This is a genomic window from Paenibacillus jiangxiensis, assembly GCF_046098255.1.
Classification (GTDB): Bacteria; Bacillota; Bacilli; order Paenibacillales; family Paenibacillaceae; genus Paenibacillus; species Paenibacillus jiagnxiensis.
Window position 1 is genome coordinate 1 of sequence record NZ_JBJURI010000070.1, and the last position, 1,549, is coordinate 1,549.

General features: G+C 46.0%; 1 protein-coding gene. It reads right to left on the minus strand.

The annotated features are described in order from the left end of the window. Nucleotides 1–75: 75 nt before the first annotated feature. A complete protein-coding gene (locus tag ACI1P2_RS31325; protein WP_355327699.1) occupies nucleotides 76–1,398 on the minus strand; it encodes an IS4 family transposase in 1,323 nt (440 codons plus the stop codon). Between the last annotated feature and the right edge of the window lie 151 nt (nucleotides 1,399–1,549).

Sequence of the window (1,549 nt, forward strand, 5' to 3'; positions counted from 1 at the left end):
TGCAAGCAAGGAAAAAGCGTACAGCAAACAAAGCAGATGGAATATCCGCTTAAAAAAGTGTTCATGTGAACCGAATTATGCTACTCTGTAGACGAAGCTAACGACTGATTTCCAGCGGATTTTGCGCGTATTCTTCTGCCCTGGGCGAATGGGTCGAATCGGCAAAATGTTTTTGCGAATCAGTGCTTCGACATCGGGCGGGGGTTCATCGTCTCGTGAGCGCAGGAAACGTCTACAAACATGAACGGCAACCGTGAAGTTGACATGGTAGGGGTGCCGTTTATCCATTTGAGAAATGACGACGTGCGAGGTCATCATTTCAGCGAAATTGTACATGATCATTCTTGCGAAAATCTCTTGGGTGATGGACTCCTGCTTCTTTGCATGAAAATTCGTCAGGCCGACGGTGTATTTTAATGCCCTGAAAGAGGTTTCAATGCTCCATCGCATGTGATAAATGGACTTGATATCATCGGGGGGGAAATCAATAGCAGAAAGATTTGTAATGACGGTTTCATAATCGCCACTCGGCAGGACGAAACGAACAACCCGAAAGGAAAGCGGGTAAAACAAGTTCTCGCGTAAATCCAAAAAATCAAATGTAGAATTGGACGGGAGGAACTTGTACATCTCCGGATGCGCCTTGACCTCTTTGGTTTGTTTTCTGGTAAGTATCAGATGAACGTCCCGATCAAACTCTCCATCAGCGGGCAAACGCAAGCTCGAAAGAATACCACTGGAATTCACATCCTTTACCCGTATGACGTAGTTCCACCCTTTGCGTTCAAGATGCGCGAAATTGTTGTAACTTTCAAAACCTCGATCGGCAATCGCAATGGTTTTGCCCTTGATTGGGGAACGGTCGACCATAGCAGCCAGCGCCCTTCCTTCGTTGCACAACCTTCGTGGCTGAACAATCGCATCCACGTAAAGTCTGTTGCACAGGTCATAGGCTGCGTTCAAATGCAGAAGGTTGAAGCCTTTCGTGTTCGGCTGACTTTGAAAGTAGGTGTCCGTATCCGTAGGGTCGGTTGCGATATGCAAATCCGAGCCGTCAATGGCAAGTAATCGATACCCTCGGTAGTCCTTGATATCCGTATACGATTGCGTAAATTTATGAAACAAGCATTCCACAGCAGACGGCAGGATTTTATTACGCTGCTGGACAAAAGCAGAAGTGGTTGCAGTGTTTACATCATAGCCCTGCGATTCCAGGAGTTCCTTATAGATGCTGTTGCCGCCCATGGAGATCAGGAGTTCCATAACCGTTTCAAAGGACAGCTTTTTCTTTCGAGTAAAGTCTTTTTCAGGGTGTTTGACATAAGGTGCTGGTGCGGCTGCCATTTCTCGTATGAGGGATGTCAGCGTTTTTTTTAGCAAATCCGCGTACTCATTCATTGGCGTAACCTCCTTGTTTTTCCAAGGGGCTTCGCCATACACTTTCATCAAGTCCTTTTTTTCTTTTTCGCGTAAAAAAAGAGCGGGCTATCTTTTCGATAACCTGCTCTTTTTTTGATTTTTGGCCCTGCGCCTTAACTAAATGACATTG

Coding starts and splice junctions, on each gene's coding strand:
- ACI1P2_RS31325 (WP_355327699.1), bottom strand. CDS start 1,398: ATGAATGAGTACGCGGATTTGCTAAAAAAAACGCTGACATCCCTCATA.